Consider the following 20,904-nt stretch of genomic DNA (forward strand, 5'->3'; position numbering starts at 1 on the left):
GCTCGGGATAAAGTGGCGACACGATGAGGATCACGCGCCGCACTCTGCTCCTCGGCGCCGGAGCCGGTGTCGCTTCGGTTCTTCTCGCCTCCTGCACCCCGGAACCGACACCCACGCCGACGCCCACTCGCACCCGCGAGCCGGAGCCGCCGCCCGGCGTCCCCGCCGCAGCCGGCAGCATCCGCAGCACCTGGACCACCGATCCCTACGCCCTCGGCGCCGCCAGCTTCACACCCGTCGGCGTGCTCGCCGGCACCCGCCTCGCGCTGGGCGCCCCCGTGAACGCACGCCTGTTCTTCGCAGGCGAGGCGACGGATGAGGACGCTCCCGGCACGCTGCGCGGTGCGATCAGCTCGGGCACACGTGCGGCCGAAGAGCTTCTGGTCCCGGCGACCTCGGGGGAGCGCGTCGCGGTCGTGGGGGCAGGGCTCGCCGGCGCCACCGCTGCCGCTGTGCTCGCCGAGGGCGGCATGGAGGTCACCGTCTTCGAGGCGAGGGACCGGGTCGGCGGACGCATGCACTCCCGCGTCGACGACTCGTGGCCCCTGCCGGTGCAGCTCGGCGCCTGGCTCTTCGGCACGGACGACGCCGAGGTGCTCGACCTGATGAGCAGCGGAGACGTCGGCGTCGTCGAACTGGCGGGTCAGCTCTGGCACGGCGCCGAGGGCAACCTCGACCCGATCGACCCCCAGCCGTTCGACGCGGCGATGACTGCGGCGCAGGCCGCCCCCGAAGACTCCTCGGTCACCGACGCGTTGACCGCCGCGGGCATCGATCCGAGTGATCCGGCGACCGCGGCCCTGCTCGCGATCCTCGCCGCGCGCACCGGTGCCGGCGCCGACGAACTGTCGAGCTGGTTCGCGCCTCCCCTCCCCATGAGCGACCCGAAGGCCGCGACCGGCGATGTCGCACCGTTCATCGAGCAGGCCCTCGACGGGGTCAAGGTGGGGCTCAACTCTCCGGTCGCCCGCCTCGCCTACGACGATTCCGGGGTGAGCGTGCGCCTCGGCACCGGTGAGGCGCTGTCATTCGATCGGGTCATCGTGACGGTTCCACTCGGCGTGCTCCAAGACCGCAGCATCGAGTTCGACCCGCCCCTGCCGTTCTCCAATCGCGGGGCGATCTCGGCACTCGGCATGGGCGCGATCGAGACGGTCTGGCTGCGGTGGGACGAGCCGTTCTGGGAGAACGACGAGGCCATCTGGCACTCCGTCGGCGCCGACGTGGCCATCGCGACCTGGATCAATCTGCGACCCGCGACCGGCGAGAACGTGCTCGTCGGGATCGTCGGCGGCGCGGCGGCAGCGGAGTTCGCGAAGCTCGACGAAGACGAGGCGATCGAAGCGGCCCTCGCCTCGCTCGCCCTCTACGTCTGACCGACCCGTTCACCGGCTCTCGCCTGCTCCGGCGTCGATGCCTGCGCAGTGCCCTCGGCTTTCCCGCGCAGCCGTTTCGGTACCGGCATGCGGCTGATGAGCACGAGGAGGGTGGCGACGGCGGCGAACGTGCCGAGCGCGATCGCGGATGAGATCAGGAACTCCATCGGACCGCTCACCTGTCGCGGATCGAGGAAGTAGTACGGGTACCAGCCGATCAGTGGGCCGCGGATCATGGTGGCGACGCCCCAGATCACCGGGTACGCCAGCGACACCGGGATCACGCGCCAGGGCACGGAGCGGTGACCGGGTGCGAGAGCCCAGGCCGCCACGGTGACGGCGGGGAGCCAGAAGTGCAGCACCTGATCCGACCAGGGCACGTCGATGCGGATGCCGCGGATGCCGGCCTGCCAGACCAGGATCGCGAACACGAGTCCGGCCGTGATCGTCCAGGTCAGAACGAGCGCCAGGGCGACGGTGAGCCAGCGAGGATCCTTCGCGCGGCGCAGCGCGAGGATGCCGGCGACGGTGAGCAGCACCACGAAAGCGATGTTCGACTGGTTCGTCAGATATGCGAAGAAGTTCTGGCTCGCGATCGTGTTCGATGCGAGACCCCAGGCGAGCCGGTGGATGAGCGCCACGAGACAGACGGCGGCCGCGCTGAGGCGGAGCAGGCCGAAGACGGTACGCGCCTTCACCGCTGCGTCACCCGCCATTCCTTCATCTGCCGAGTCTACGGACCTCAGCTCGGAGGACCCGTCGTGCCGTAGAGGGCACGCGTCCCTGACAGTGGTGATCCCGTGCGGGGGCCCGGCCTGTCAGCGTCGGGGTTCGCGGGTCGACCACAGCGCCAGCGCGACGAGCACGGGCTGGAAGAACAGTCGCACGAAGCGCTTCATGTCCGTGTCGAGACCGAAGCCGTCGCGGTGGTGCATCCACTGCGCCACGTTGCCGGGGAACACGGCGACGAAGAACAGAGCGGCGATCGTGCCGACCGTGCGCCGACGGCGTCGTGCCAGCAGCAGGGCGGATCCGAGTGCGACCTCGGCCACGCCGGAGGCGAGCACCGTGGTGTCAGGATCCAGCGGCAGCGACTCGGGGACCTGCGCCTGGAACTCCTCGCGCGCCACCGTGAGGTGCGAGACGCCCGCGAAGACGAGGGAGGCGCCGAGGAAGATACGGCCGATGGTGCGGGTGGGAGTCGACATGGTGCGAGTGTACGCCGCGGTCGCTGCGCTCAGATCAGGCGGCGGAGCGCCTCTTCGAGCGAGATGCCCTGAGCCTCGGCGCGGTCGCGCAGCCGCGCGTGCTCGTCGGAGGAGAGGGGGATGCGCAGCTCGATCGGGTCGTCCGCCGGTGCGTCCCACCCGTCGAGGAGGTCGGCGGCCTCGGCCCAGAGCGGCTCAGCGACCGACGTCGGGGCCGCGGGGGAGGGCGCGAGTGCTGCGGCAGCCGACGTGCTCGACGATGCGGATGACGATGCGGCTGATGACGGCGCGGCGGACGAGGAACCGGCGACCGGTGCCGACGCGGCGACGGCGGCTCCGGCGTCTGTCGCGCGGGTGAAGCCGGGCCCTCGGCGCGGTTCCTGCTTCGCCTGGTACGCCTTGGCCGCGGCGTTCGCGCGCTCGTCGGCGGCCTCGTTCAGCGGGTGTCCTGCGTGGCCCTTGACCCAGGAGAACTCGACGTTCCGGCCACGGATGGCCTCATCGATGCCCTCCAGCAGATCGCGGTTGAGCACGGGCCCGCCGTCGGACTTGCGCCAGCCCTTGCGCTTCCACCCCGGCATCCACTTGGTCACGGAGTCGATCACGTAGCGGCTGTCGCATTCGATCAGCAGCTTCTCGTCGGTGCCCGCCGTCGCGAGCAGCAGCTCGAGCACGGCCCGCAGCTCGCCCTGGTTGTTGGTGCCGTGCGGGGATCCACCGGCCGCCCAATTCTCGTCGTCGATGTACCAGGCCCAGCCGTTGGGGCCGGGGTTGCCCAGGGCGGAGCCGTCTGCGGCGGCGGTGATCGTCATCCTTCAACCGTAACGGTGGGCGCCGACGGCGAAGTCACCGACGAATCACCATGGGGGTCCTGGTCACGGGGTCCGGAGTCACGATCGCGTCGATGCCGAAGACCTCGCCGATCCGCTCCGCCGTGATCAGCTCGGAGGGGTTGCCGCTGGCGACAACGCGGCCCTCCTTCATGAGCACGAGGTTGTCGGCGTAGCGAGCGGCCTGGTTGAGGTCGTGCAGCACGGCGATCACCGTCTTGCCCTGCTGGTTGAGCGCTCGCAGCAGGTCGAGCAGTTCGTACTGGTGAGCGATGTCGAGGAAGGTCGTCGGTTCGTCGAGCAGCATCACCGGGGTCTGCTGGGCGAGCAGGAGCGCCACCCAGACCCGCTGCCGCTGACCACCGGAGAGCTGGTCGACGTAGCGCTCAGCGAGATCGGCGGTGTTCGTCGCCGCCAGGGCCTCGCGGGTGGCGGCGTCGTCGGCGGAGGTCCAGCGCTGCAGCGCCGAGTGATGCGGGTACCTGCCGCGCGAGACCAGGTCGGCGACCCGCATCCCCTCGGGGGCGATCGCGTCCTGCGGCAACAGGCTCATCCGTCGGGCGAGCTCCTTGGAGCCGTACTCCGAGAGCGCGCGGCCGTCGAACAGCACGTCGCCGGATTCGGGCTTCAACACCCGGGCGAGCGCGCGCAGCACGGTCGACTTGCCCGAGGCGTTCGGTCCGAGGATCACCGTGAACGACCCCTCGGGCAGTGCGAGATCGACCCCGTCGACGACGACCTTGCCGTCGTAGGCGACGACGAGTCCGCGGGCTTCGAGCGTCGGGTGCTGCGTGGTCATGTCTTCCTCATTCACCGGAGAGGAGCGCAGCCGTCGCGACCGCGACGGCTGCGCTCCTCGGATGCGGTCAGTCAGCCGAGCAGGTCCTCGACCTGATCGATCACCAGGTTCGCACCGATCACGCCGATGCCCACCATCCAGGTGTCGTCCTCGACCTCGAACGCCTTGTCTCCTGCGGGGCCGGGCTGCGCGCCCCAGAGGCCCGTGATCCGCTCCTGCGTGGTCGCGCTCGGGTCTCCGCCGGGGCTCATGTAGAACACCACGTCGCCGTCGATCTGTTCGTAGAGCTCGGGGCTGAGCTCCATCATCGAGTATTCGTTCCAGTCGCGGTCGGCGCCGAGGTCGAAGCCCATGTCGGTGAGCAGCGAACCCGAGAACGTGCCGGGGCCGTAGAGGCGGAAGTTGTCGGCGCGGAAGCGCACGATCGATGCGGTGATGCCGTCGGCCTCGACCGCTGCGCCGACCTCGGCGGCACGATCCTCGACGCCCTTGATCAGCTGGTCCATCGCGTCGCTCTGGTTCACGGCGGCGGCGGTCAGCACGGCCTGCTCGGTCCAGTTGGTGCCCGTGTCCTCGGAGAAGACGGTGGGGGCGATCGCCGAAAGCTCCTCGTAGAGAGCTTCGTGGCGCACCTTCGAGCCGATGATGAGGTCGGGGGCGAGGTTGGCGATCGCGTCGACGTCGGGCTCGGCGATGAAACCGATGGACTCTGTCCCGTCGAGGTCGTCGGCGAGGTACGCGGGGAAACCGCGACCCGCACCGATCTCCGGCGCGCCGACGGGGGTGATGCCCAGGGCCACCAGCGCGTCCATCTGCGGGGAGTCGAGCACAACGATGCGCTCGGGAACAGTCTCGAACTCCGTCTCGCCCATCGCATGCTCGACCGTGTAGCTCGAGCCTTTCGCGTCGGTAGCGGACTCCTCGGCAGCGGGGGTGCCCGCGCATCCGGTAGCGATCAGGGCGATTGCGGCCAGGGAAGCGGCAGCGGTGGCGAGCGGACGGAAGCGAGTGTGGAGAGGTCTGTTCACGGGTAACGACACTAGCGATGTTTGGTTAGGCTATCCAAATATGAGTTCCCACACCGCCATCGTCGAGCGCCGTCGCGCTCCGGTCTCGGCATCCCGTTTCCCGGCCTGGTTCGGGATCATCCTGGTGTCGGTGGTGCTGGCCATCTCGCTCGCGCTGAGCCTCGCCGTCGGCGCCCGCTTCGTACCTATCGACGAGGTCGTGCTCTCGCTGTTCGGCACGGGCGACCAGAACGTCCTGAACATCGTCGGCGAGCTCCGCGTCACCCGCACGGTCAACGCCGTGATCTGCGGCGTCGCTCTCGGTGCAGCCGGGGTGCTGATGCAGGCGCTCACCCGGAATCCCATCGCCGATCCGGGCATGCTCGGTGTCAGTGCGGGTGCCTCGTTCGGCGTCGTGGCCGGCATGAGCGTGCTCGGGGCGCTCGGCGTCGACGGCACGATCTGGCTCGCGCTCGCCGGAGCCGCACTCGCCTCGGCGGTGATCTTCTGGTTCTCCGGCACCCGCTTCGCCTCGGGCTCGCCCGTGCGGCTGATCCTCGCGGGCGTCGCGTTCTCGGCCATCCTGGCTGGGGCCGCACAGGCGATCGTGCTCACCGACGAGACCGTGCTCGATGCATTCCGCTTCTGGCGGGTCGGTTCGCTCACCGCCCGACCGGTGGAGGAGGCTCTGCCGCTCGTGGGCTTCATCGTCGTCGGGGCGGCCCTCGCCCTGCTGCTCGGCCCCGCGCTGAATCTGATGGCGCTCGGCGACGACAGTGCGATCGCGCTCGGGGTGAAGCCCGGTGTCGTGCGCGCGCTCGTGCTCGTCGCCGTCACGCTCCTGTGTGGCACGGCGACCGCGATCGCTGGACCCATCGCGTTCGTAGGCCTCGTCATCCCTCACCTGCTCCGACGGCTCGTGGGGCCGGACTTGCGCCTGGTGTTGCCGCTGTCGCTGCTCGCCGCACCGGCGATGCTGCTGCTGGCCGACACTCTCGGCCGTGTGATCGGCGGAGGGGGCGAAGTGCAGGTCGGTATCGTCACCGCTCTGATCGGTGGCCCGCTGCTCATCGCCTTCGTCGTCGGCAAGCGGACGGCGGGGATCTCGTGAGCCTTCGTACCGACACCCTGACGGCCGACGACCGCGTAGTCCGAGGAGCACGCTGGTCGTTCCGAGTCAGCCACCGCACGACCGTCGTGTGCGGTGTCCTCGCGGGCACCCTGCTGGTGCTGCTGATCGCCGCACTCATGATCGGCGAGTACGTCGTCACGCCCGTAGCGCTGGTCGAGACGCTGCTCGGACGCCCACCGGAGCGGCTGGACGGGTTCTTCGTGCTCGGGCGCCGCCTGCCGCGCAGCCTGGTGGCGATCGTGGTCGGTGCCAGCCTGGCGATCGCCGGCGCCGTGTTCCAGAGTCTGACCCGCAACCCGCTCGCCAGCCCCGACGTGATCGGCATCAGCAGCGGGGCGTCGGTCGGCGCCGTCACCGTGATGCTCGTGCTCGGAGGCTCCCTTGCGCAGGCGGCTCTCGGCGCAGTGGTCGGTGCTCTCGTGATCGCGGGAGTGATCGTGCTCTTCACTGCGCGCTCCGGCCTGCACGGAGTGCAGCTGATCCTCACCGGGGTCGCGCTGTCGGCGACCGCCATGGCCGTCGTCGACTACGTGCTCACCCAGGTGTTCGTCGCGAGCGCCACCACGGCGCAGACGTGGCTGATCGGCTCGCTGCAGGGGCGTGGATGGAGTGACCTCCTCCCGGCCCTGATCGCGCTGCTCCTGATCATGCCCCTACTGGTCGTGGCGTCTCCGGACGCGCGGATGATGGCGCTCGGCGACAGCGTCTCGACCGCCCTCGGCGTTCGGACCGTGCGTGCGCGATGGATTCTCCTCGCCGCCGCCACGCTGCTGGTCGCCGTCGCGGTGGCCACCGCCGGCCCGATCTCGTTCGTCGCGCTGATCGCCCCGCATATCGCTCGGCGTCTGAGCGGCACGACCAGCTTTCTCGCCTCGGGACTCGTGGGGGCGCTTCTGCTGCTCGCGAGCGACCTGCTCGCGCAGAACATCTTCCCGGCACCGATCCCCGTCGGAGTCGTCACCATCACCGTCGGCGGCGCATTCTTCCTGTGGCTGCTCTGGAGAGAGGGGGCTCGGCGTGGCTGAGCGCACCGTCCACCGCGTCCGCCCACCGCAGCGTCCTCGTCGCACCGGAGCACGCGTCTTCGCCGCCGAGATCACCGCCGTACGCGATCTCACCCCGCACATGCGGCGGCTCACGATCTCGGCCGCGGAGTTCGCGGATTACGCACCCGCGGGCCCCGACGAGTACCTCGGGTTGCTGCTGCCGCGGGATGAGAGTGTTCCGCTCGTGTTGCCCGCGAACGATGGGACGGAGAACATCCGTGCAGCTGTCGCGGCCATCCCCGAGGAGGAGCGGCCGGATCTGCGCTGGTACACGTTGCGCAACCACCGCCCCGAGGCTCGCGAGATCGACGTCGACTTCGTCGTGCACGGCGACGAGGGCCCGGGAACTCGATTCGCCGGACGAGCGCGCGTCGGCTCGGCCCTCGGCATCCGCGAGTGCACGGCACTGTATGCGCCCCCGCCCGAGACGCGCGCGCGGGTGATCATCGGCGATGAGTCGTCACTGCCCGCGATCGCGCGCATCCTCGAGGCGACCTATGCCCCGGAGACCCATGCCTTCATCGAGATCGCGGATGCCGCGGAGAAGCAGGATCTGGCGGGCGCCGTCACCTGGATCGAGCGCCGCGGCGAGGTGCCGGGGGCGCGGCTGCAGCAGGCGGTGGAGGCCGCCGAGCTTCCCGAAGCGATCGACTACGCGTGGGTGTGCGGGGAACGCCTGGCGGTGCAGGCGATCCGCCGACACCTCGTCGAGCGCGGCGTATCGAAGGACCGCATCACGTTCTCGGGATACTGGCGACTGGGCGAACCACGGGGGTGATCTCGCCTTCAGGCGCCGCCGGCGAGCGTCCCGCCTCGGGGCGCAGCGTCGACTTCCCGCGCCTCCGGCTCGTTCGTGTGATCGAGGGCCGCCGCCTAGGGTGGACGGATGTCTTCCGGCTTCGAATGGGAACCCTGGCTCGGCACGACGGTGGCGATCGCCGTCGCAATCGTCTCGGTGGCCGCCGTCCTCACACTGCTGCACCTGCTCACGGCGCTGATCAGCCGCCGCCTGATATGGGTTCGCGAGTTCGCCCGCCGGGTGAGACGCGCGATGGCGTCCACAGCGCTGGTCGTCGCCGTCTGGATCGGCTGCGCCGTTACGGCCCCGGCGGAACAGGAATGGTGGCCGCCGGTCTCGAGACTGTTCCTGATCGCCACGATCCTCACAGGCTCGTGGTTGCTCGCCGCGTCGATCTCGTTCGGGTTCGAACGGCTCATCGCTCGCGAGGAGACCGTCCTGTTCGGGCCGGAGGCTCGGCGGCGACGCACGCAGCTCCTGGTGATCCACAGGCTGGTCCTCGTCACCATCGCCGTGCTCGCGCTCGGGACGGTGCTGTTCACGTTCCCCGAGATGCGGGCGGTCGGCACGAGCCTCCTCGCTTCTGCCGGGATCGCGAGCATCATCGCCGGCCTTGCGGCGCAGTCGATCCTCGGCAACCTGATCGCCGGGGTGCAGGTGGCGTTCACCGACGCGATCAGAGTCGGCGATGTGGTCGTGATCGAAGGCGAATGGGGTCGTATCGGAGAGATCAACCTGTCGTACGTGGTCGTGTACATCTGGGACGAGCGTCGGTTGGTCGTCCCCTGCGGCTACTTCACCTCACGGCCGATCGAGACGTGGACGCGGCGGTCTGACAAGATCCTCGGCACGGTGTACCTGGATCTGGACTGGCGCGTGCCGATGGCTCCACTTCGGGCCGAGTTCCAGCGGATCATCGAGGAGTCAGCGGCGTGGGACCGCCGGTCTGCGAGCGCTCTGGTCACCGATGCGCAGGGCGGGTTCGTCACGGTGCGACTGGTCATGTCGGCGAAGGACTCCGACGATCAGTGGGCGCTGCGCTGTGAGGTGCGCGAGAAGATGATGAGCTGGTTGCAGCGCGAGCACCCCGAGGCGCTGCCCCGCACACGGATGGAGCTTCAGTCGGCCCCGGGGTCTTCATCGGAGGTGGGCTCCGCGGAGTCGTGAGTGGCGGCGGCCTCGGGGACGGGAGGTGCGACCGGGAACAGGACAGAGCTCAGGTCGCCGCTGGCCTCCGCGCCGAGGCCGATCGACAGCGGATCGACGACCGGCGCCGAGTCGAGCACATCCGTCTCGGAGCGCTCGAGCGGCTCCGAGGGCAGCACCCACTGGTTCTCTTGCTCTTCAGGCTTCTGCTGAAACAGTCCCATGGGTTCCATTGTGAACCCGCATCGCGGCGGAGAGGCCGGATTCAAACAGGATTGATCGGATACGGCCCGCGCGGGTGACGACGTCAGGTCGCGGCCGCGCGGCGGAAGGTGAAGTATCCCGAGACGGCCCCGTGATTCACCACGCCCGTTCCGGTGCTCATCACCCGATCGGATGTGGTCGCGCCCGAGTCGACGAAGGCGTATCCGGTGTGCTCGAGTCGCCAGCCGACGCGCTCGACCTCGCCGAGGAAGTAGCCGACGCTCTCGTTCTGGAGGCACTCGTTCGCCGCTGAACCCCACGATGACGGGGCTCCGGTGAGACGGCTGACCTCGACGTGCAGGTGCAGCAGGGGGTCGCCGCGGGTGTGTGCCTCGCGTGCCGCGCCGAGCAGTCGTTCGGCTTCGTCTGTCGTCAGCATGATCCCCCTTCGATGTGCCGTCGGTCACGGCTCATCTGAGAGCGTACGTCGGGGCCTCAGGCCGAGGCCGCACGCACGGCTTCGACGAGCGCGCGCCAGGGGCCGTCGAGCTCCGAGTCGGGCAGCTCCCGTTCGCGGCGCTCCGACGGTGTGCGCGCCCGGATGCTCCACACGAACCGGTCGGCGCCGGATCCGGCGTCCGTCTCCTGGTCCCACGGGCAGCGGTCGATCAGGTCGATCCAGTGCACCGCATCGTCGGGCGCGGCCTCCACCCGCCATTGCCGGCGGATGCCGGCGATGCCGCCGGTGCGCACCACCGCGATCGCGACCTGCGCGTCAGTCGGTGGAGGGGACTCGCTCATCTCCATAGACTCCCACGGTCGTCCACGCGCGTCGAGCCGCTGCGGCTGTGGCGGCGTCGACGGCTGCGGCCGCGGCGACGGTGGCATCGGCGAACTGCGTGAAGGTCGCGGTGCTCGACAGGCCGCCCGTGAGCGCGCGATACCAGACGGTGCCCGCGCGCTCCCACGCCTTGCCACCGAGGTCGATCGCGAAGAGGGCGAACGCGCGGTTGGGGATGCCGGAGTTGATGTGCACTCCGCCGTTGTCTTCCGTGGTGCGCACGAAGCCGCTCATGTGGTCGGGCTGCGGGTCTTTGCCGAGCTCGTCGTCGTCGTAGGCGGTGCCCGGCGCGATCATCGAACGCAGAGCCGCGCCCTCGACGGCGTCGGTGAAGATCTCGGCGCCGATCAGCCACGTCGCCTGGTCGGCCGTCTGGCCGAGGGCGTACTGCTCGGTCAGGGCGCCGAACACATCGGCGATCGACTCGTTCAGTGCGCCGGGCTGGCCCTGGTACTCGAGGTTCGCGGTGTGCTGCACGACGCCGTGCGCGAGTTCGTGTCCGATGACGGTGAGCGAGCCGGTGAAGTGCTGGAACACCTCGCCGTCGCCGTCGCCGAACACCATGCGCTCGCCGTCCCAGAACGCGTTGTCGTAGTCGACGCCGTAGTGCACGGTCGCATCGAGCGGCGCCCCGGCATCGTCGAGCGAGTTGCGATCGAAAGCGGCCAGGAGCATCTCGAAAGTGGCGCCGAGTCCGTCGAAGGCCTCGTTGACCGCGGGGTCTTCGACGGGCCCGTCGTCTTCGCCGCGCACGATCGCGCCCGGCAGCTGCTGCGTGTTGCCCGCATCGCTGATCGTGCGGTTCGGGGCCTCGGACAGCTGCGCCACGAGGTCGCCGTTCTCGTCGATCGAGAGGTCGATGCGCGCGCGGAACGGCGGGCGGCCGGCCGTGAGCGTCTGCCGTGCGGCGGCCGCGGCCTTCGGGAAGCGACCCGACTCGGCCAGGCGCGCGAGCAGGTAGGAGGGGACCACTCCATGATGTTGTGCGGATGCTGTGCTGCTCATGCTGCGACCCTACGCCGGAGGGCCGACGTTCGAGCGGTCTCGCCCGCGTTCCGGGGAACTTCTCCGGTCGACGCCCCGGTCAGTCGCGCTCGATGCTCAGAACGGTCGTACGCAGTCCGTCGGACTCGTACTGCACGGGCATGCCCGGGTGGTCGATCGAGAACCAGAAGATGCCGTCTTCGGTGTCGTACCGGCGGCAGGTGAGCGCGCCGAGCGGTGTCGACAGGCTCACGGTCGACACGCTCGTGGTGCCGGCGTCGAAGGCGGCATGGCCCTGCAGCTCGGCCCAGGTCACCCGATTCGAGACGACGGCCTTGGGGTCCTCCGCGGCCCAGCGGTCGAGGGTCGCTCCCTCGTCATCGGTGTCGTGGAAGCGGTTGACGTGCTCGGCCATCGGGCCGTCGGGGCCTTCCAACAGAAGCCGGATCACGGTGCCTGTTCCGGTGGCGTCGCGGATCTCGGCGGCGGTGAACGGCGTCGGCAGGAGTCCGGGGCCGAGCAGGTGCGGATCGGAATCGGTCATGCATCCAGTCTGCGCCACGGGTGACCGGCACGTCACGGGATGGTCTCGATGGAGCGATCCGGACCGGCGATCCTTGACAGGATTGCGTTCTGTATACAGAATACCAGTACGCCCGAAGGGGTGATCCCGACCTGATCTTCCAATGATGAAAGAGGTAGCGAGATGGCACGTGCGAACGTGACGCGGTATCTGGCACTGGGTGCCGCCGGCGCTCTGGCACTCGGACTCGCCGCGTGCAGCGGTGGGGGCGGAGGAGGCGGAGGGGGTGTCGACGCCGACGGCAAGGCCACGGTCGTCTGGTCCACCTGGGGCACGGCCGACGAGCTCACCCGCTACGAGGAGTTCAACAAGGACTTCATGAAGCGCCACCCCGACATCACCGTCAAGCTGCAGCCCGTCGCCGACTACGGCGACTACCACTCCAAGCTGCTCGCGCAGCTCACCAGCAACACCGCGCCCGACGTGTTCTACGTCGGTGACGACAAGATCGGTCAGTTCGTCGACTCGAAGCGCCTGATGCCGCTCAGCGAGCTGATGGACTCGAAGGACAGCAAGACAAAGAAGGACGACTTCTTCCCCGGTCTCTTCGGCGCCGCCGAGAACGACGGAGAGGTCTACGCTGCTCCGAACGACTCCAACCCCGACGTGTTCTGGTACGACAAGCAGGCGCTGGCGACCGCCGGGATCACCGAGGACCCCGCGACCCTGGCCGAGAACGGCGAGTGGACCACCGACAAGTTCCTGGAGATGAACAAGAAGCTCCACGACGCGGGTCTCACCGGCACCATGTACTGGAACTACTGGGCGACGCACTGGAGCTGGCTCTCGTCGCAGGGCCTCGATGCTCCCTATGACGATTCCGGAGCCTTCGTCGCGAACAAGGATGCCGACACCGTCGAGTCGGTGCAGCAGCTCGGCGACCTGTTCGAGGACGGCACCTTCGTCGTCGCCGACACGCTCCCTGACGGCGCCGGCGCCGACAGCGTGTTCGTCACGCACAAGGCCGGCTTCTTCGTGCAGGGCCGCTACACGATCGGCACGGTCGATGCGACAGGCGAGCAGGACAGCTACGACATCGTGCAGTGGCCGACTCCCGACGGCGAAGCCGCTCCCACGGGCGTGGCGACCAGCTTCCTCGCGATCAACGGCAAGACCAAGGTCAAGGACGCGGCCTTCACGTTCTGGACCGAGTTCCTCTCCGCCGAGGGGCAGACCTTCCGTCTGCAGGGCGGCGGCAACGCGGTCCCCTCGATCAAGGGCGCCGACGAGGTCGTGCTCGAGGGCGACTATCCCGCACACGCCCAGACCTTCCTCGACATGCGCGACATCGGTTTCGAGGACTACCCCGCCGAGGCACGCGTGCCCGGCCTGCCGACCGCCATCGCCGATGAGTTCCTGAAGCTCTACCAGGGCAAGGCCGACGCACAGGAGACGCTCGACACCATCGCCGACCTGGTCAAGGAACGGTCGGAGTAGAACGAGTGAGCACTCTCACCGAGAACGGGCGGATGCCGCAGGTCACCCCTGCGGCATCCGCCCCGCCCCTGCGCAAGGAGGCGCTCTGGCGTCGCCGCGACCGCCTGTGGGGCTACGTCTTCGTCGGCCCTCAGATGATCGGCATGGGGCTGTTCGTCGTGCTGCCGTTCGCCGCCAGCCTGGTGCTCGCGTTCGCGGACTGGGACGGTCTGACCGACCTCACCTGGGTGGGTTTCGCCAACTTCGCCGATCAGCTGACCGACCCGCTCCTCGGTCGCGCGATCCTCAACACGCTCATCATCGCGATCGTCACGGTGCCGATCGGCCTCGGGCTCTCGGTGATCGTCGCCGTCGCGCTCGAGAAGCTCAAGACGCGCACGCTCTACCTGATCCTGTTCTTCGCCCCGGTCGTGACCTCCACGGTCGCGGTGGCGATGATCTGGCAGCAGATGTTCCGCTCCGACGGGCTGCTGTCCACGACGATCTCGAAGGTCTTCGGGGTCACCCCGCCCGACTGGCTGCAGGACCCGAAGCTCGCCCTCCTCGCTGTCTGCATCGTCACCATCTGGTCGTCGATGGGCCTCAACGTCGTGATCTTCCTCGCCGGGCTGCAGAACATCTCCCCCTCGGTGATCGAGGCCGCCCGCATCGACGGCGCAGGGCCCTGGAGGCTGTTCACGAGCATCCGCCTGCCGCTGCTGTCCCCGATCGTGTTCTTCTCGTCGGTGGTCGCCTTCATCTCCTCCCTGCAGACGTTCGACACGGTCTACGTGCTGGTGCAGGACGCCGGCCCCGACAACGCGACCCGCACCATCGTCTATCACATCTTCGATCTGGGCTTCGGGCGCTTCGAGTTCGGTCCGTCGAGTGCCGCGAGCATCATCCTGCTGCTGCTGACGCTCGTCATCACCGCGGTGCAGTTCGGCGCGCAGAAGAAGTTCGTCCACTACGAGGATGACCCCGCATGAGCATTCAGACTCCTCCGCTGACCGGCCCCGCTCCGGCGACCGACTCCACCATCGCCATCACCGCGCCCGGATACCGCTCGCGCGGGCGGGGAGGCCCCTCCGTCGATCGCGCGCGCCGCCGGTTCGGGTCGACCCTGCTGCACGTGGTGCTCGTGGTGGCCGGGATCGGCATGGTGTTCCCGTTCGTCTGGATGCTGCTGACCTCGTTCAAGACCCTGCCGCAGCTGCTGAAGAACCCGCTGCAGTTCCTCCCTGATCCCTGGACCTTCGAGAACTACACGCAGGCCTGGAACGCGGTCCCGTTCGGTCAGGCGTACCTGAACAGCGCGTACATCGCGATCCTCGTGGTGGTCGGCACGCTGCTCACGGCGTCGATGGCGGGATATGCGTTCGCGCGGATCCGGTTCCGCGGCAGCAAGGTGCTCTTCATCGTCTTCCTCGCGACGCAGATGATCCCGAAGCAGGTGACGCTGATCCCGTTCTACCTGCTGATGTCGAACCTCGGCTGGGTCGACTCGCACCTCGCGCTGATCGTGCCCGGCATCATGGCGAACCCGTTCGCGGTGTTCCTGATGCGGCAGTTCGTGCTCGCCCTGCCGCGGGAACTGGAAGAGGCGGCCATCGTCGACGGCGCCGGCCGCTGGCGCATCTTCTGGAGTGTCGTGCTCCCGAACCTCAAGCCCGGTCTCGCGGCACTCAGCATCATCGTCGCACTCGACGTCTGGAACGCCTTCCTGTTCCCGCTCGTGCTGCTGAACTCGCCCGACCTGTTCACGGTGCCGCTCCTGCTGAACGCTTTCGAGGGCCAGCAGGGATCCATCAATTACGGACTCGTGATGGCGGCTTCCGCGATCGCGACCGTGCCGATGCTGATCGTGTTCGTGATCGGTCAGCGCAAGATCCTCAACAGCATGGCCGCCTCGGGACTCGGAGGGCGATGATGACGGATGCCGCCGCGCTCGCCGGGCGCCGCCTCGACCTGGTGTCCGCGCCCTTCACGCTGCCGCGCTCGCGCGTGCTGGTGTTCCGCGCCGACGACGGCGAGGGCGTGCGCGTGCACACCTCGGAGTACGAGCGACGGCTGTCGGACTGCCGGGTGCTGGATGCGCTGACCGTGATCGGCGCCGGGGGCGAGGTGCTTCCGGTGACCGACGTGCATCCTGCGCGAGTGACGTTCGGCGCTGCTGCGGCGACGCTGACCTTCGCCGATCCGTCGACGCTGAGCCTCGGGGGAGAACCGGGGGCGCGGGTGCGGCTGCGGCGTCCGGACGGTCATGTCGAGGAGCATCTGCTCGGCGGCGGCATCCGGTTGCACGTCGCCGCGGACCGTGCCGTCGCGGTGGAGAGCGGAGACCACTGCGCAGCGCTCGCCGCGACCGAGGCGATCTGGGCCGACTGGTTCGCGAAGTGCCCGAGCGTGCGCGACGATCTGCAGGAGATGGCGGCGTTTTGCTGGTGGGTGCTCGGTGCGAACATCGTCGAGCTGCCGTCGCTGGGCGATGCCAGGGCGATCGTGCCGTCGAAGATCGGCTACGTCGGTCTCTGGCAGTGGGATGCCTACTTCATCGCCGTCGGCCTGCGGCACGGCGACCCCGAGCTCGCTCGTGAGCAGCTCGATATCGCCTTCCGGTTCCCGCAGCCCGACGGGCAGCTGCCCGATGTCGTGCACGAGCTTGGAGTGCTGGCGACCAGCGACGACCTTCCCGAGAGCGACCGCGCGAACCTGCGTCGTGCCGGATCGCAGATCGCCGATCCGAGTGCGCCCGTGCCCCTGACCAAGCCGCCGCTCGCCGCGTGGGCGCTGCGCAAGGTGCTCGAGGTCGAGGATGCTCCCGACTATGCGCGCACGCAGCTGGCCCGCATCGTGCGCTCGCAGGACTGGTGGTTCGCCGGGAGCGACCTCGACCACGACGGGATGCCCGAGTACGGGCATCCGTACTCCTCCGGGCTCGACGACAGCCCGATCTTCGACGGTCCCCTGCCGACCGCGGCTCCCGACCTCGGTGCCTACCTCGTGCAGCAGGATCGGGAGCTCGCCTCCCTGCTGGTGAAGTACGAGCCGGATGCCGACGTGGAGTGGTTTCGTGCGCGGGCCGAGACCACACAGGAGCTGCTGCTGCGCATGTGGGATCCCGAGCGGAGCCGGTTCCTCGCCTTCGGCGGCGGAGAGCCGCAGCTCAGCGACACCGTCGTCGGGCTGATGCCGCTGCTCACGGGCACGTTGCCGGCTCCCATCGCCGCGGCGCTGCGTCAGGCCGTCGACGACCCCGAGCGCTTCGCCCTGCCCTGGGGGCTGCCGACCGTCGCGGCCTCCGATCCCGATTTCTCGGAGGAGCGCATGTGGCGCGGACCGGTGTGGGTCAACACGAGCATGCTCGTCGCCGAGGGGCTGGAGGCGTCGGGGCATCCCGAGCGCGCGCGGGAGCTGCGTGAGCAGACCGTGGCCCTGGTGATCCACGGCGGGGGCCCGCACGAGTACTTCAATCCGCAGACGGGCCAGAAGGCCCGCACCGCCACCACCGCCTTCGGCTGGTCGGCCGCGCTGTTCGTCGACCTCGCGGTGCAGCTCAGCTGACCCCGCGTCGCGGAACATCGCGGGGCTCTGCGCTCTCCTGTTGTATTCAATATTCATTTCACGGACGAAGGAGTCAGTCATGAAGAAGAAGTTCACCGGAATCGCCGCGCTCGTGGCAGTGGGAGTCGGCCTCGCCGGATGTGCGGCCGGAGGAGTGCCCGGCGGCGGATCCGGCGTCGCGCTCGACCCCGATGCGACGCTCGACGGCGAGATCACGGTCTGGTCCTGGGACGTGGGCGCCGTCGCGCTCGAGCGTCTGGCCGCCGACTTCGAGAAGGCTCACGATGGCACCACCGTGAAGGTGGTCGACGTGGGATACGACAACGCGTACGACAAGATGTCGGTCGGCTTCCAGGCCGGCACCGGGCTGCCCGACGTCGTCACGATCGAGACCGATGCGGCCCCCGGCTACATCACGCAGTTCCCGAAGGGCATGCTCGATCTGAACCCGATCCTGGGCGACGACGAAGCCGACTTCGACCCGTTCAAGTGGTCGGCGGGATCGGATTCCGAGGGCTCGCTGCGCATCGCCCCGTGGGACTCCGGCACCGTCGCGCTTTACTACCGCACCGACATCGTCGAGCAGGCGGGCGTCGACATCGAGGCCGCGGAGACCTGGGACGATCTGATCGCGGCGGGCAAGGTCATCAAGGAGAAGACCGGACACACGCTGCTGTCCACCGACCTCTCCGCCGGTGGCGGCTTCCAGATGCTGCTGCAGCAGCTCGGGCAGGGGTTGTTCAACGAGGCGGGAGAGATCACGCTCGACTCGCCGGAAGCCGTGCGCGTGCTCACCATGCTGCAGGAGATGAACGAGGCCGGTCTCATCAAGAACGTCACCGGATGGGACGGGCGGGTCACCTCCGCGAAGGACGGCGACTCCGCCGTGACCGCAGACGCGGTCTGGTGGATCGGCACGCTCCAGGGCGATGCCCCCGAGCTGAGCGGCAAGTACGCCGTGCTCCCGCTCCCGGTGTTCGACGAGGGCGGCGCCCGCACGTCGAACAACGGCGGATCCGGCCTCGCGGTGCCTGCGCAGGCGAAGAACCCGCAGCTGGCCGCGGCGTTCGTCGACTTCGTGCTCGCGGATGCCGACAACCAGGTGTCGATGATGACGAACGAGGGTCTCTTCCCGTCGTACCTGCCCGCGCTGGAGTCGGACTACTTCTCGAAGCCGGTCGAGTACTTCGGCGGTCAGCCGGTCTACGAGACCTTCGCCGAGCTCACGGGCCAGATCCCGCCGATCGTCTACACCTCGGACAGTGCAGAGGCCTCGGACATCGTCGCCAACGCCGTCGCCGCCGCCGTGCTGAACGGCGCCGACCCCGCCACCGTGCTCGCCGACGCGGCGAAGCAGCTCGCTACCTCCACCGGTCGAGAGGTCGCGGAGTAACCATGACCTCTCGGACCTCGCCCGGGTCCGGCCGCCGACGGCTGGACCCGGGCAGGGCCGGACGGTGGTTCGTGCTGCCGGCTGCCGCCCTGCTCCTGTTCTTCTTCGCCTATCCGCTGGGCGCCTCGCTCTGGCAGAGCCTGTTCCGCACCGAGGGCGGCGTGACGAGCTTCGTCGGACTCGGCCAGTACGAGCGGCTGTTCTCCGACCCGCTGATCGCGAAGAGCCTGCTCAACGCCGGACTGATCCTCATCGTCCAGGTACCGCTGATGATGGCGCTCGCCGTGGGTCTCGCCTATCTGCTCAACCAGTCGTGGCTGCGCTGGCGATCGGGATTCCGCCTTCTCACTTTCCTCCCGGCGGTGACCACTCTCGTCGCGTACGCGGTGGTGTTCCGCGTGCTGCTCGCCACCGACGGCGGCGCCGTGAACCAGATGCTGGGTGTGCTCGGCGTCGCCCCGATCGACTGGCTGAACAACGAGTGGTGGGCACGGGTCTCGGTGATCGCGGCGGTGACCTGGCGCTGGACCGGCTACAACATGGTCATCATCCTCGCCGGCCTCCAGTCGATCCCCCCGGAGCTCTACGAGGCGGCCAAGGTCGACGGCGCCGGACGCTGGCAGACGTTCTGGAGCGTCGTGCTGCCGCAGCTGCGACCGGTGCTGATCTTCACGGGGATCACCTCGACGATCGGCGCACTGCAGCTGTTCGACGAGAACTTCATCCTCACCGGCGGCGGCCCCAACGACGCCACGCTCACCCCGGTGCTCTACCTGTACAAGGTCGGGTTCCGACAGTTCGACTTCGGCTACGCATCAGCCATCGCCTGGATGCTGGTGCTGATCACCGCGATCATCGCCGTCGTGCAATTCCGGGTCATGAGGGAGAAGCCATGACAGATCTCGCCACCCGCACCCTGGTCACCTCCGGCCGCGACACCCGCAGCCTCGGCGCGGGGGAGCGCGGCGCCCGTTCGCGCATGCTGCGGCTGCCGCTCTACCTGCTGCTGATCGTCGCCTCGGTGGTGTCGATCATCCCGTTCCTGTGGATGGTCATCGCCTCCACCCATCCGAGTTCCGAGCTGTTCGGCACGCCGCTCCCGGTGCTCCCCGGCGACGCGCTGTGGGAGAACCTCGCCCGCCTGGAGGAGAGCATCGGCTTCAGTCGCGTGATGCTCAACAGCCTCCTGATCGCGGTGATCTACACGGTCTTCAGCTCGATCGTCAGCATCATGTGCGGCTATGGGCTCGCCACCTATCGATTCCGTGGCCGCGGCGTGCTGCTCGCTCTCGTGCTCGTGACGATGATGATCCCGATGCAGGTGCTGCTGGTGCCGCTGTTCCAGATCATGGCCGGCATGGGGTGGATCGACACCTATCAGGCCGTGATCCTGCCGTTCCTGGCGAACGCGTTCGGGATCTTCCTGATGCGCCAGGGCTTCCTCGACTTCCCGCCGAGCCTGATCGAGGCGGCCAGGATCGACGGCGCGAGCGAGCTGCGCACGTTCTATCGGATCGTGCTGCCAGTCGCGAAGCCGCAGATCGCGGCGCTCGTGATCTACACGTTCATCAGCCAGTGGAACGCGTTCATCTGGCCGCTGCTCATGCTCAACACCGAGGCGAACTACACGGTTCCGGTCGCGCTGAACACGATGATCGGCATGAGCCGCGTCGACTACTCGGGGCTGATGCTGGGGTCGCTGCTGGCCACCCTGCCCCTGCTCCTGCTGTTCCTGATCTTCCAGAAGCAGTTCGTCGCAGGTCTCCTCGGCGGCGCGGTGAAGGGGTGAGGGGATACGGGGGCGGTCTACGCCGTGAAGTACGAGCTCGTGGCGTTGTCGAGGATGCGCTGCATGCCGTGCATCCAGTTCAGCTTGAGGGCCTCGACGGCGCCGGGGATGTCGCCGTCGGCGAGGTGGCGGGCGATCTCGACGTGCTCGGCGGCGACGCGTTCGACCTTGACGTCTTCGGGCACGAGCAGCGACTCGTAGCGGTGGAACGAGCTGCGCACGTTGTCGATCACGGCCAGGAGTCGGGCGTTCGGGCAGGCCGACAGCATCACGCTGTGCCACTCGTCGTCCTTGGTGATGACGAGCTGATGCTCCACGAGCTCATCGGCGAATGCGTCGGCCATCTCCTTGAGCCGTCCACCGATGCGACGCAGCTCGTCGGGCGGGCTGAGCTCGATCGCGAGGCTCTCGAGCGCCGCCAGGACAGGGGCCAGATCGCGGAACTCGGAGGCGCTGAGCGGCACGAACCGGAAGCCCTTGCCGTTCTCGCTCTCGATCTGCCCCTCCGACTCGAGGGCGATGAGCGCCTCACGCAGGGGCGTGCGGCTCACGCCGAGTTCGGTGGCGAGCTGGACCTCGTTGATGCCCTCGCCGGGCTGCACGAGTCCGGCGCGCATGCGGTTCAGCAGCTCCTGCCGAACCTGCGAGCGCAGGTTCTTGCGTTCGATCGCCATGCGTCCCCTCTTCTGCCGCCTGCCCGTCAGCCTATGGGTTGACGGGCCTCGGACGACGTCCTAGTGTGTTGTATACAGAATACAGCTTATCCGGGATTCGCACCAGTGCACCC

23 protein-coding genes are annotated in these 20,904 nt (G+C 68.7%); 12 read left to right on the top strand and 11 right to left on the bottom strand.

From position 1 onward, the window contains the following. The first annotated feature begins 23 nt into the window (after positions 1-23). On the top strand, positions 24-1,376 hold the full coding sequence (locus ASD13_RS11195) for a flavin monoamine oxidase family protein (RefSeq protein WP_055869217.1): 1,353 nt from the start codon (positions 24-26) through the stop codon (positions 1,374-1,376). Here the strand turns inward: ASD13_RS11195 and ASD13_RS11200 are convergent. From ASD13_RS11200 to ASD13_RS11220, 5 genes are all read right to left on the bottom strand, one after another. Further along, entirely contained in the window at positions 1,367-2,092 is a 726-nt protein-coding gene (locus tag ASD13_RS11200) for a Pr6Pr family membrane protein (RefSeq protein WP_055869218.1), read from the bottom strand. The two genes, ASD13_RS11195 and ASD13_RS11200, sit on opposite strands and share 10 nt — an antisense overlap. Positions 2,093-2,194: 102 nt before the next feature. Next, on the bottom strand, positions 2,195-2,584 hold the full coding sequence (locus tag ASD13_RS11205; protein WP_055869219.1) for a DoxX family protein: 390 nt from the start codon (positions 2,582-2,584) through the stop codon (positions 2,195-2,197). Between the two features lie 29 nt (positions 2,585-2,613). Continuing rightward, on the bottom strand, positions 2,614-3,396 hold the full coding sequence (locus tag ASD13_RS11210) for a ribonuclease H family protein (protein ID WP_055869220.1): 783 nt from the start codon (positions 3,394-3,396) through the stop codon (positions 2,614-2,616). Between the two features lie 34 nt (positions 3,397-3,430). After that, positions 3,431-4,213, bottom strand: coding sequence for an ABC transporter ATP-binding protein (locus ASD13_RS11215; RefSeq protein ID WP_055869221.1), 783 nt, complete (start codon positions 4,211-4,213; stop codon positions 3,431-3,433). Positions 4,214-4,284: 71 nt separating this feature from the next. Further along, positions 4,285-5,241, bottom strand: a complete 957-nt coding sequence (locus tag ASD13_RS11220; RefSeq protein ID WP_055869222.1) for an ABC transporter substrate-binding protein — start codon at positions 5,239-5,241, stop codon at positions 4,285-4,287. A 40-nt stretch (positions 5,242-5,281) separates the two neighbouring features. Between ASD13_RS11220 and ASD13_RS11225 the strand changes: the two genes are divergently transcribed. From ASD13_RS11225 to ASD13_RS11240, 4 genes are all read left to right on the top strand, one after another. Further along, entirely contained in the window at positions 5,282-6,331 is a 1,050-nt protein-coding gene (locus ASD13_RS11225) for a FecCD family ABC transporter permease (RefSeq protein WP_055869223.1), read from the top strand. Further along, the gene (locus tag ASD13_RS11230; RefSeq protein WP_055869224.1) at positions 6,328-7,377 is read left to right on the top strand and encodes a FecCD family ABC transporter permease; all 1,050 of its coding nucleotides are present in this window, start codon (positions 6,328-6,330) and stop codon (positions 7,375-7,377) included. Before ASD13_RS11225 ends, ASD13_RS11230 begins: the two co-directional genes overlap by 4 nt. Beyond that, a complete protein-coding gene (locus ASD13_RS11235; RefSeq protein ID WP_055869225.1) occupies positions 7,370-8,176 on the top strand; it encodes a siderophore-interacting protein in 807 nt (268 codons plus the stop codon). The genes ASD13_RS11230 and ASD13_RS11235 overlap by 8 nt, the downstream gene beginning before the upstream one ends. Positions 8,177-8,284: 108 nt before the next feature. Continuing rightward, positions 8,285-9,364, top strand: coding sequence for a mechanosensitive ion channel family protein (locus tag ASD13_RS11240; protein ID WP_055869226.1), 1,080 nt, complete (start codon positions 8,285-8,287; stop codon positions 9,362-9,364). On the opposite strand, the gene ASD13_RS11245 is transcribed toward ASD13_RS11240, so the two are convergent. The 5 genes from ASD13_RS11245 to ASD13_RS11265 form a co-directional block, all read right to left on the bottom strand. Next, positions 9,316-9,567, bottom strand: a complete 252-nt coding sequence (locus ASD13_RS11245) for a hypothetical protein (RefSeq protein WP_055869227.1) — start codon at positions 9,565-9,567, stop codon at positions 9,316-9,318. The genes ASD13_RS11240 and ASD13_RS11245 overlap by 49 nt on opposite strands. A gap of 83 nt (positions 9,568-9,650) precedes the next feature. Next, a complete protein-coding gene (locus ASD13_RS11250) occupies positions 9,651-9,986 on the bottom strand; it encodes a hypothetical protein (protein WP_055869228.1) in 336 nt (111 codons plus the stop codon). Positions 9,987-10,042: 56 nt separating this feature from the next. Further along, the gene (locus ASD13_RS11255) at positions 10,043-10,348 is read right to left on the bottom strand and encodes a protealysin inhibitor emfourin (protein ID WP_055869229.1); all 306 of its coding nucleotides are present in this window, start codon (positions 10,346-10,348) and stop codon (positions 10,043-10,045) included. Then, complete coding sequence (locus ASD13_RS11260) at positions 10,323-11,393, bottom strand: M4 family metallopeptidase (protein WP_055869230.1); 1,071 nt, start codon at positions 11,391-11,393, stop codon at positions 10,323-10,325. Before ASD13_RS11260 ends, ASD13_RS11255 begins: the two co-directional genes overlap by 26 nt. Positions 11,394-11,472: 79 nt before the next feature. Continuing rightward, positions 11,473-11,916, bottom strand: coding sequence for a hypothetical protein (locus ASD13_RS11265; RefSeq protein ID WP_055869231.1), 444 nt, complete (start codon positions 11,914-11,916; stop codon positions 11,473-11,475). A gap of 162 nt (positions 11,917-12,078) precedes the next feature. Here ASD13_RS11265 and ASD13_RS11270 point away from each other — a divergent pair, with 162 nt between their 5' ends. The 7 genes from ASD13_RS11270 to ASD13_RS11300 all read left to right on the top strand — a co-directional run bounded on the left by ASD13_RS11270 (position 12,079) and on the right by ASD13_RS11300 (position 20,117). Continuing rightward, on the top strand, positions 12,079-13,392 hold the full coding sequence (locus tag ASD13_RS11270; protein ID WP_055869232.1) for an ABC transporter substrate-binding protein: 1,314 nt from the start codon (positions 12,079-12,081) through the stop codon (positions 13,390-13,392). A gap of 5 nt (positions 13,393-13,397) precedes the next feature. Further along, complete coding sequence (locus tag ASD13_RS11275; RefSeq protein WP_017831191.1) at positions 13,398-14,360, top strand: carbohydrate ABC transporter permease; 963 nt, start codon at positions 13,398-13,400, stop codon at positions 14,358-14,360. After that, the gene (locus tag ASD13_RS11280; RefSeq protein ID WP_017831192.1) at positions 14,357-15,301 is read left to right on the top strand and encodes a carbohydrate ABC transporter permease; all 945 of its coding nucleotides are present in this window, start codon (positions 14,357-14,359) and stop codon (positions 15,299-15,301) included. The genes ASD13_RS11275 and ASD13_RS11280 overlap by 4 nt, the downstream gene beginning before the upstream one ends. Continuing rightward, the gene (locus tag ASD13_RS11285) at positions 15,298-16,935 is read left to right on the top strand and encodes an amylo-alpha-1,6-glucosidase (protein ID WP_157535625.1); all 1,638 of its coding nucleotides are present in this window, start codon (positions 15,298-15,300) and stop codon (positions 16,933-16,935) included. Before ASD13_RS11280 ends, ASD13_RS11285 begins: the two co-directional genes overlap by 4 nt. Positions 16,936-17,014: 79 nt before the next feature. Further along, on the top strand, positions 17,015-18,328 hold the full coding sequence (locus ASD13_RS11290) for an ABC transporter substrate-binding protein (RefSeq protein WP_055869234.1): 1,314 nt from the start codon (positions 17,015-17,017) through the stop codon (positions 18,326-18,328). A gap of 2 nt (positions 18,329-18,330) precedes the next feature. Beyond that, on the top strand, positions 18,331-19,224 hold the full coding sequence (locus ASD13_RS11295; protein WP_017831195.1) for a carbohydrate ABC transporter permease: 894 nt from the start codon (positions 18,331-18,333) through the stop codon (positions 19,222-19,224). Beyond that, complete coding sequence (locus ASD13_RS11300) at positions 19,221-20,117, top strand: carbohydrate ABC transporter permease (protein ID WP_017831196.1); 897 nt, start codon at positions 19,221-19,223, stop codon at positions 20,115-20,117. Before ASD13_RS11295 ends, ASD13_RS11300 begins: the two co-directional genes overlap by 4 nt. Before the next feature lie 17 nt (positions 20,118-20,134). On the opposite strand, the gene ASD13_RS11305 is transcribed toward ASD13_RS11300, so the two are convergent. Then, positions 20,135-20,791, bottom strand: a complete 657-nt coding sequence (locus ASD13_RS11305) for a GntR family transcriptional regulator (RefSeq protein ID WP_055869235.1) — start codon at positions 20,789-20,791, stop codon at positions 20,135-20,137. Positions 20,792-20,904: the final 113 nt, after the last annotated feature.

The sequence above is a fragment of the Microbacterium sp. Root1433D1 genome (assembly GCF_001426835.1).
Classification (GTDB): domain Bacteria; phylum Actinomycetota; class Actinomycetes; order Actinomycetales; family Microbacteriaceae; genus Microbacterium; species Microbacterium maritypicum.

Coding starts and splice junctions, on each gene's coding strand:
- ASD13_RS11205 (WP_055869219.1), bottom strand. CDS start 2,584: ATGTCGACTCCCACCCGCACCATCGGCCGTATCTTCCTCGGCGCCTCC.
- ASD13_RS11285 (WP_157535625.1), top strand. CDS start 15,298: ATGATGACGGATGCCGCCGCGCTCGCCGGGCGCCGCCTCGACCTGGTG.
- ASD13_RS11280 (WP_017831192.1), top strand. CDS start 14,357: ATGAGCATTCAGACTCCTCCGCTGACCGGCCCCGCTCCGGCGACCGAC.
- ASD13_RS11245 (WP_055869227.1), bottom strand. CDS start 9,567: ATGGGACTGTTTCAGCAGAAGCCTGAAGAGCAAGAGAACCAGTGGGTG.
- ASD13_RS11305 (WP_055869235.1), bottom strand. CDS start 20,791: ATGGCGATCGAACGCAAGAACCTGCGCTCGCAGGTTCGGCAGGAGCTG.
- ASD13_RS11260 (WP_055869230.1), bottom strand. CDS start 11,393: ATGAGCAGCACAGCATCCGCACAACATCATGGAGTGGTCCCCTCCTAC.
- ASD13_RS11290 (WP_055869234.1), top strand. CDS start 17,015: ATGAAGAAGAAGTTCACCGGAATCGCCGCGCTCGTGGCAGTGGGAGTC.
- ASD13_RS11200 (WP_055869218.1), bottom strand. CDS start 2,092: ATGGCGGGTGACGCAGCGGTGAAGGCGCGTACCGTCTTCGGCCTGCTC.
- ASD13_RS11295 (WP_017831195.1), top strand. CDS start 18,331: ATGACCTCTCGGACCTCGCCCGGGTCCGGCCGCCGACGGCTGGACCCG.
- ASD13_RS11265 (WP_055869231.1), bottom strand. CDS start 11,916: ATGACCGATTCCGATCCGCACCTGCTCGGCCCCGGACTCCTGCCGACG.
- ASD13_RS11215 (WP_055869221.1), bottom strand. CDS start 4,213: ATGACCACGCAGCACCCGACGCTCGAAGCCCGCGGACTCGTCGTCGCC.
- ASD13_RS11240 (WP_055869226.1), top strand. CDS start 8,285: ATGTCTTCCGGCTTCGAATGGGAACCCTGGCTCGGCACGACGGTGGCG.
- ASD13_RS11225 (WP_055869223.1), top strand. CDS start 5,282: ATGAGTTCCCACACCGCCATCGTCGAGCGCCGTCGCGCTCCGGTCTCG.
- ASD13_RS11255 (WP_055869229.1), bottom strand. CDS start 10,348: ATGAGCGAGTCCCCTCCACCGACTGACGCGCAGGTCGCGATCGCGGTG.
- ASD13_RS11195 (WP_055869217.1), top strand. CDS start 24: ATGAGGATCACGCGCCGCACTCTGCTCCTCGGCGCCGGAGCCGGTGTC.
- ASD13_RS11210 (WP_055869220.1), bottom strand. CDS start 3,396: ATGACGATCACCGCCGCCGCAGACGGCTCCGCCCTGGGCAACCCCGGC.
- ASD13_RS11300 (WP_017831196.1), top strand. CDS start 19,221: ATGACAGATCTCGCCACCCGCACCCTGGTCACCTCCGGCCGCGACACC.
- ASD13_RS11270 (WP_055869232.1), top strand. CDS start 12,079: ATGGCACGTGCGAACGTGACGCGGTATCTGGCACTGGGTGCCGCCGGC.
- ASD13_RS11250 (WP_055869228.1), bottom strand. CDS start 9,986: ATGCTGACGACAGACGAAGCCGAACGACTGCTCGGCGCGGCACGCGAG.